The sequence below is a fragment of the Pseudomonas wayambapalatensis genome (genome assembly GCF_049942315.1).
Taxonomy (GTDB): Bacteria; Pseudomonadota; Gammaproteobacteria; order Pseudomonadales; family Pseudomonadaceae; genus Aquipseudomonas; species Aquipseudomonas wayambapalatensis.
In genome coordinates, this window is the sequence record NZ_JBNFMU010000046.1 from 1 (window position 1) to 7,109 (window position 7,109).

Below are 7,109 nucleotides of genomic sequence, written 5' to 3' on the forward strand. Positions count from 1 at the left end.
AAAAAAGGCCCTGCGCAACACCCCAAAACCCCGATTGTTCGAAGTTGTAACAGCCCCATATCCGCCGATTGCCGCCTTGTTGAACGCTCGTTTAGTATCTCGCCCAAGCCCACCCCAACCACAACAACTCGAGGCTTCCCATGACCAGCCTGTTGACCACCCTCGAAGCCGGTGTCGCCTGGATCACGCTCAACCGCCCCGACCAGCGCAATGCCCTGGACATCCCCACCCTCAAGCACCTGCACAGCCTGCTCGAAGACTTCAACGCCGACCCCGCCGTGCGCGTCGTCGTGCTGACCGGCAGCGGGCGCAGCTTCTGTGCCGGGGCTGACCTTGCCGAATGGGCCGAGGCCGAAGCCCGCGGCGCCCTGGAAAGCTACGGCTGGACCGAAACCGCCCATGCCCTGATGCAGCGCCTGCACACCCTCGACAAACCCACCGTCGCCGCGATCAACGGCACCGCTGTCGGCGCCGGCATGGACCTGACCCTGTGCTGCGACCTGCGCATCGCCGCCGCTTCGGCGCGCTTCAAGGCCGGCTACACCAGCATGGCCTACAGCCCCGATGCGGGCGCCAGTTGGCACCTGCCGCGGCTGATCGGCAGCGAGCAGGCCAAGCGCCTGCTGTTCCTCGACGAGTTGTGGGGCGCCGAACGGGCGCTCGCCGCAGGCCTGGTGGGCGAAGTCTGCGCCGACGACCAACTGCTGACCGTCACCGCCGAACTCGCCTCACGCCTGGCCCAGGGCCCGACCTTCGCCTTCGCCCAGACCAAGCGCCTGATCCGCGACGGTGCCCAGCGCACCCTGGCCGAGCAATTGGCGGCGGAGCTGGCCGCTGGGCTGCTGTGCGGGCGCAGCGAGGACGGTGCCGAGGCACTGCGCGCCTCGGTCGAGCGCAGGCCCGCGCGCTTCGTCGGTAAATGACCTTCCAGCACCTCCCCAGTACCTTCTTCAGGACCATGCCAGATGAATTTCCAACTGACCCAAGAACAAGAAATGTTGGTGGAAGCGGTACGCAGTTTCGTCGCCAAGGAGCTGCTGCCCCACGAGGAAGAGGTCGACCGCGCCGACGCGGTGTCGCCCGAGCTTGCCGCGCAGATCCGCGGCAAGGCCATCGCCGCAGGCTTCTATGCCTTCAACATGCCCGAGGAAGTCGGCGGTGGCGGGTTGGACTACCTGTCCCAGGCGCTGATCGAGCGTGAGTTGTCCAAGGTTTCCTGGGCCGTGCACGTGTTCGTCGCACGCCCTTCGAAGATTCTCATGGCCTGCAAGGATGAGCAGATCAACGACTACCTGCTGCCCAGCGTGCAGGGCGAGAAGATCGATTGCTTCGCCCTCACCGAACCTGGCGCCGGCTCCGATGCCAACGCCATCAAGACTCGCGCCGTGCGCCAGGGCGACGACTTCGTGATCAACGGCAGCAAGCACTTCATCAGCCATGCCGGGCATGCCGACTTCGCCATCGTCTTCGCCGTCACCGACACCTACGAGCACAACGGCCGCAAGCGCAATGCCGTGACCGCTTTCCTGGTCGATCGCGGCACCCCCGGCATGACCATCCGCCGTGGGCCCAAGTGCGTGAGCAACCGTGGCTATCACACCTACGAGCTGTTCTTCGACGACTGCAAGGTGCCCGCCAGCAAGGTGCTGGGCGAGGTCGGCAAGGGCTGGGAAGTGGCCAACGCCTGGCTGACCGCCGGGCGGGTGATGGTCGCCGCCAACTGCGTCGGCCAGGCCCAGCGGGCACTGGACCTGTCGCTGCAGTGGTCGGCGGATCGCAAGCAGTTCGGCCAACCGATCGGCAGCTATCAAGGCGTGTCGTTCAAGCTCGCCGACATGGCCACGCAGATCCGCGCTGCGGAGCTGCTGACCCTGCACACCGCCTGGAAGATGGACCAGGGCAGCATGACCGATGGCGAGGCCGGCATGGCCAAGCTGTTCGCCAGCGAAGTGTTGGGCAAGGTCGCCGACGAAGCGGTACAGATCTTCGGTGGCATGGGCCTGATGGACGAAGGGCCGGTGGAGCGGATCTGGCGCAACGCGCGAATCGAACGGATCTGGGAGGGGACATCGGAGATCCAGCGGCACATCATTTCCCGCGAACTGCTGCGCCCTCTGTTGCGCTGATCGGGCTGGAGAACACTCATGTCGCAGTCGATTCGTGACAACCTCAAGCGTCTGCTGGCGCCGCGGCACCTGGCCTTCGTCGGTGGCCGCAGCATGGCCCGCGCCCTCAAGCGCTGCGCCGAAGGCGGGTTCCAGGGCCCGATGTGGCTGGTCAACCCGCAGCACCCCAGCATCGATGGCATCCCGTGCGTGGCCAGCGTCGCCGAGCTGCCGTGCGGCCCGGATGCCGTGTTTATCGCCACCAACCGCGAGCTGACCCTGGCCTGCGTCGAGCAACTCGCCGCGCTCGGTGCCGGCGGCGCGATCTGCTATGCCTCGGGCTTCGCCGAAAGTGGCGCCGGGGGCGAGGCCTTGCAGCAGCGCCTGCTGCAGGCGGCCGGTAGCATGGCCCTGCTGGGCCCCAACTGCTATGGCCTGCTCGACTACCTGCACAGCGCCGCGCTGTGGCCGGTCGCCCATGGCGGCAAGACGGTCGAGAAGGGCGTGGCGATCCTCACCCAGAGCGGCAACTTCGCCTACAACCTGTCGATGAGCGACCGTTCGCTGCCGGTGGCCTACATGGCCTCTGTCGGCAACCAGGCGCAGCTGGGCGTGGCCGAGTTGATGGATGTGCTGCTGGACGATCCGCGCGTCACCGCCATCGGCCTGCATCTGGAAGGGTTGAAGAACGTGCCCGGCTTTGCCCGCGCCGCGCACAAGGCGCTGGAGCGCGGTACGCCGATCATCGCGCTGAAGACCGGCGTGTCGCAGATCGGTGCCGAACTTGCGCTCAGCCACACCAGCTCGCTGTCTGGCTCCGACGCGCTGTACGACGCCTTGTTCAAGCGCCTGGGCGTGATTCGCGTGAGCGGCCCGGTAAGCTTCGTCGAAACCCTCAAGGCCGCCGCTTGCGGGCAGTTGCCCCAGGGCGACCGGCTGATTGCCCTGGCCTGCTCGGGCGGTGACGCCGGGCTGATCGCCGATTATGCCGAGCGCAACCATCTGAGCCTGCCCAAGCTCGAGCAGACCCAGGTCGATGAGCTGGCCCAGGTGCTGCCCAGCTACGCCAACCTGGTCAACCCGCTGGACTTCACCACGGCCATCTGGGGCGACGACGAGGCACTGCAGCGCATGCTCGACAGCGCCCTGCGCAGCGACGCCGATGCGGCGATGCTGGTGCTCGACTATCCGGCGGAGTTCACCGGCGAGCGCAAGGAGTGCGACCTGCTGCTGGCGCTGTACTGCCAGGCCCTGGCGCGTCACGGCAAGATCGGCTTCGTCACCTCGGCCTTCCCCGAGCTGCTGCCGGCCAGCGCTCGTGAGCGTCTGCATGCCCATGGCATCGCGGCGTTGCAGGGCGTGGAAGATGGCCTGGCGGCCTGGGGGCGGATCGTTGAGTACCAGGCCAATCGACAGCGCCTGCTGGCGTTGGGCGAGTCCGCGCTGGTGCCGTTGTGCCCGCAGGCACTGACTGGCAAGACCCGCTTGCTGGACGAGTGGCAGTCCAAGCAGGCCCTGCGCCCCTTTGGCTTGCCGGTCCCGGACGGTCGGCTGAGCACCCCCGGTTCGGCGCTGGCCGATTCGGCCACTGTCGGCTTTCCGTTGGTGCTCAAGGCGGTCAGCGCACAGTTGCCGCACAAGACCGAAGCTGGCGCGGTGGCGCTGAACCTGCGTGATGGCCGGGCGCTCGAGGCGGCGCTGCACCAGATGCGCGAGCGTATCCATGCCCACGCGCCACAGGTGCCGTTCGATCGAGTACTGCTCGAACCGATGGCCGAGCCAGCGTTGGCCGAGCTGATCGTCGGCATCAAGCGCGAGAACGGCTTTGCCCTGGCACTGGTCATCGGGGCGGGCGGGGTGCTGGTCGAATTGCTCAAGGACAGCACCAGCCTGCTGCTGCCCACCACCGATGGCGCCATCCGCGCGGCCTTGCTCGGGCTGCGCAGCGCCGGGTTGCTGCAGGGTTTCCGCGGGCGTCCGGCGGCCGACCTGGATGTTCTGGTGGCCGCGATCCGCGCGGTGGCCGACTACGCCTGCGAAAACGCCAGCCAGCTGCTGGAGCTGGACGTCAACCCATTGATGGTCGGCGCCAATGCCACCACGGCGGTCGATGCACTGATCCGCCTGGGCCAGGCCCGAGGAGATGAACATGCATGACAAACCCTTGACCGGCGGCCAGGCCCTGGTCCGATTGCTGGCCAACTATGGCGTCGACACCGTGTTCGGCATTCCCGGCGTGCACACCTTGGAGCTGTATCGCGGCCTGCCTGGCAGTGGTATCCGCCATGTGCTGACCCGCCACGAGCAGGGCGCAGGCTTCATGGCCGACGGCTATGCGCGCATCAGTGGCAAGCCAGGCGTGTGTTTCGTGATCACCGGCCCCGGTGTGACCAATGCCGCCACTGCCATCGGCCAGGCCCACGCCGACTCGATTCCGTTGCTGGTGATCTCCAGCGTCAACCACAGCGCCAGCCTGGGCAAAGGCTGGGGCTGCCTGCACGAGACTCAGGACCAACGCGCGATGACCGCGCCGATCACCGCCTTCTCGGCGCTGGCCCTGAGCCCGGAAGACCTGCCTGAGCTGATCGCCCGCGCCTGGGCGGTGTTCGACAGCGAGCGGCCGCGGCCGGTGCATATCTCGGTGCCGCTGGATGTGCTGTCGGCAGCGGTGGCGCGTGACTGGAGCGCCGAGGTGGTACGCCGCCCTGGCCGCAGCGTGCCGGACCGCACTGTGCTGGATCAGGCGGCGGCCAGGCTGGCCGCTGCCAGGCGCCCGATGATCATCGCGGGCGGTGGAGCACTGCAGGCGGGGTCCGAGCTGTCTGTACTGAGCGAGCGCCTGGCTGCACCGGTGTTCACCAGCGTGGCAGGCAAGGGGCTGCTGCCGCCTGAGGCGCCGCTCAGTGCCGGTGCGAGCCTGTGTGTGGAGCCGGGCTGGCAGATGATCGCCGAGGCGGACGTGGTGCTGGCGGTGGGGACCGAGATGGCCGACACCGATTTCTGGCGCGAGCGCCTGCCGATCAACGGCGAATTGATTCGTATCGATATCGACCCGCGCAAGTTCAACGATTTCTACCCGTGCGCGCTGGCATTGCAGGGTGATGCGCGCCTGACCCTGGCCGGGGTGCTGGAGCATCTGCCGGATATTCGCCGCGATGCCACGGCGGCTATCCATGCGGTTGCCGGTCTGCGCGAGGCGGTGAGGGCAGGGCATGGGCCGTTGCAGCGATTGCACCAGGGCATTCTCGATCGTGTGGCCCGGGCGTTGCCGGACAATGCCTTCATCAGTACCGACATGACGCAGTTGGCCTACACCGGCAACTACGCCTTCCCCAGCAAGACACCGCGCAGCTGGCTGCATCCCACGGGGTACGGAACCCTGGGCTATGGTCTACCGGCGGGGATCGGCGGCATGTTCGCCGGGGGCGAGCGTCCAGGCCTGGTGCTGGTGGGGGACGGCGGGTTCCTGTACACCGCGCAGGAGCTGGCCACGGCGGTCGAGGAACTGGACCGGCCGCTGGTGGTATTGCTGTGGAACAACGATGCGCTCGGGCAGATCCGCGACGATATGCTGGGCCTGGATATCGAACCCATCGGCGTGCTGCCGCGCAACCCCGACTTCATCGGCCTGGGCCGTGCCTTCGGCTGCGCCGTGGCGCAGCCCGGCAGCCTCGATGAGCTGGAGCAGGACCTCAGGAACGGATTCGCGCGCGACGGCGTCACCCTGATCGAACTCAGGCACGCCAGCGCCCATTGATGGAGGCTTTTCATGCGTTTTTCCAAGCTGACCCAGCGCATCGCCGGTGACGGCGCTGCGGCCTGGGAGATCCACTACCGCGCCCTTGAGCTGCAGGCTCAGGGCCGCGACATCCTGCTGCTGTCGGTGGGCGACCCGGACTTCGACACCCCGGCGCCGATCGTCCAGGCCGCCATCGACAGCCTGCAGGACGGCCACACCCATTACTCCGATGTGCGCGGCAAGCATGCCCTGCGCCAGGCCATCGCCCGGCGCCACCAGCAGCGCAGCGGCCAGGCCGTCGATGCCGATCAGGTGACGGTGCTGGCCGGTGCCCAGTGCGCGTTGTTCTGCGTGGCCCAGTGCGTGCTCGATCCGGGTGACGAGGTGATCGTCGCCGAGCCGATGTACGTCACCTACGAGGCCGTGTTCGGCGCCTGTGGCGCCACGGTGGTGCCGGTGCCGGTCAAGCCCGAGCATGGTTTTCGCGTGCAGGCCGAGGATGTTGCCGCGCGCATCACCCCGCGTACCCGTGCGCTGGCCCTGAACAGCCCGCACAACCCCTCCGGTGCCAGCCTGCCGCGCAGCACCTGGGAGGCGCTGGCCGAGTTGTGCGTGGCCCATGACCTGTGGTTGATCAGCGACGAGGTGTACAGCGAGCTGTTGTACGAAGGCGAGCACATCAGCCCTGGCAGCCTGCCGGGCATGGCCGACCGGACCGCGACCCTGAACAGCCTGTCCAAGTCGCACGCCATGACGGGCTGGCGGGTTGGCTGGGTGGTCGGCTCGCCAGCGTTGGCCTGCCATCTGGAGAACCTGGCGCTGTGCATGCTGTATGGCTCACCGGACTTTATCCAGGATGCCGCGGTGGTGGCGCTGGAGCAGCGCCTGCCGGAGCTTGAGGCGATGCGCGAGGCCTATCGGCAGCGGCGCGACCTGGTCTGCGCATGCCTGGCCGATTGCCCGGGGGTGAAGGTGCTCAAGCCCGATGGCGGGATGTTCGTGATGGTCGATATCCGCCAGACCGGCCTCAGCGCCCAGGCGTTTTCCAGCCTGCTGCTGCAGACGCATGGCGTGTCGGTACTGGCGGGGGAGGCGTTCGGGCCGAGTGCGGCGGGGCATATCCGCCTGGGGCTGGTGCTGGGGGCCGAGGCCCTTACCGAGGCTTGCCGGCGGATTGCCCGCTGTGCGGCGCAGGTGCTGGAGGGCAGGGTGGTCACGGGGTGAGGCGCAGGGCCCTTTCGCGGGCAAGCCCGCTCCCACAGGTA

At 67.8% G+C, this 7,109-nt stretch carries 5 protein-coding genes; all 5 read left to right on the forward strand.

Going from position 1 to position 7,109, the window contains the following annotated elements; genetic code table 11:
* Window positions 1-140 precede the first annotated feature (140 nt).
* From ACPZMI_RS01295 to ACPZMI_RS01315, 5 genes are read left to right on the forward strand one after another with little or no spacing between them, the layout of a single operon-like run.
* Window positions 141-923, forward strand: a complete 783-nt coding sequence (locus ACPZMI_RS01295; protein ID WP_186665257.1) for an enoyl-CoA hydratase/isomerase family protein — start codon at window positions 141-143, stop codon at window positions 921-923.
* 42 nt (window positions 924-965) lie between these two features.
* Window positions 966-2,126, forward strand: a complete 1,161-nt coding sequence (locus ACPZMI_RS01300) for an acyl-CoA dehydrogenase family protein (RefSeq protein ID WP_065863505.1) — start codon at window positions 966-968, stop codon at window positions 2,124-2,126.
* Between the two features lie 18 nt (window positions 2,127-2,144).
* Entirely contained in the window at window positions 2,145-4,262 is a 2,118-nt protein-coding gene (locus ACPZMI_RS01305) for an acetate--CoA ligase family protein (RefSeq protein WP_426351527.1), read from the forward strand.
* Window positions 4,255-5,862, forward strand: a complete 1,608-nt coding sequence (locus ACPZMI_RS01310; protein ID WP_426351528.1) for a 5-guanidino-2-oxopentanoate decarboxylase — start codon at window positions 4,255-4,257, stop codon at window positions 5,860-5,862. Before ACPZMI_RS01305 ends, ACPZMI_RS01310 begins: the two co-directional genes overlap by 8 nt.
* 12 nt (window positions 5,863-5,874) lie before the next feature.
* Window positions 5,875-7,068, forward strand: a complete 1,194-nt coding sequence (locus ACPZMI_RS01315) for a pyridoxal phosphate-dependent aminotransferase (RefSeq protein WP_426351529.1) — start codon at window positions 5,875-5,877, stop codon at window positions 7,066-7,068.
* The last annotated feature ends 41 nt before the right edge of the window (window positions 7,069-7,109 follow it).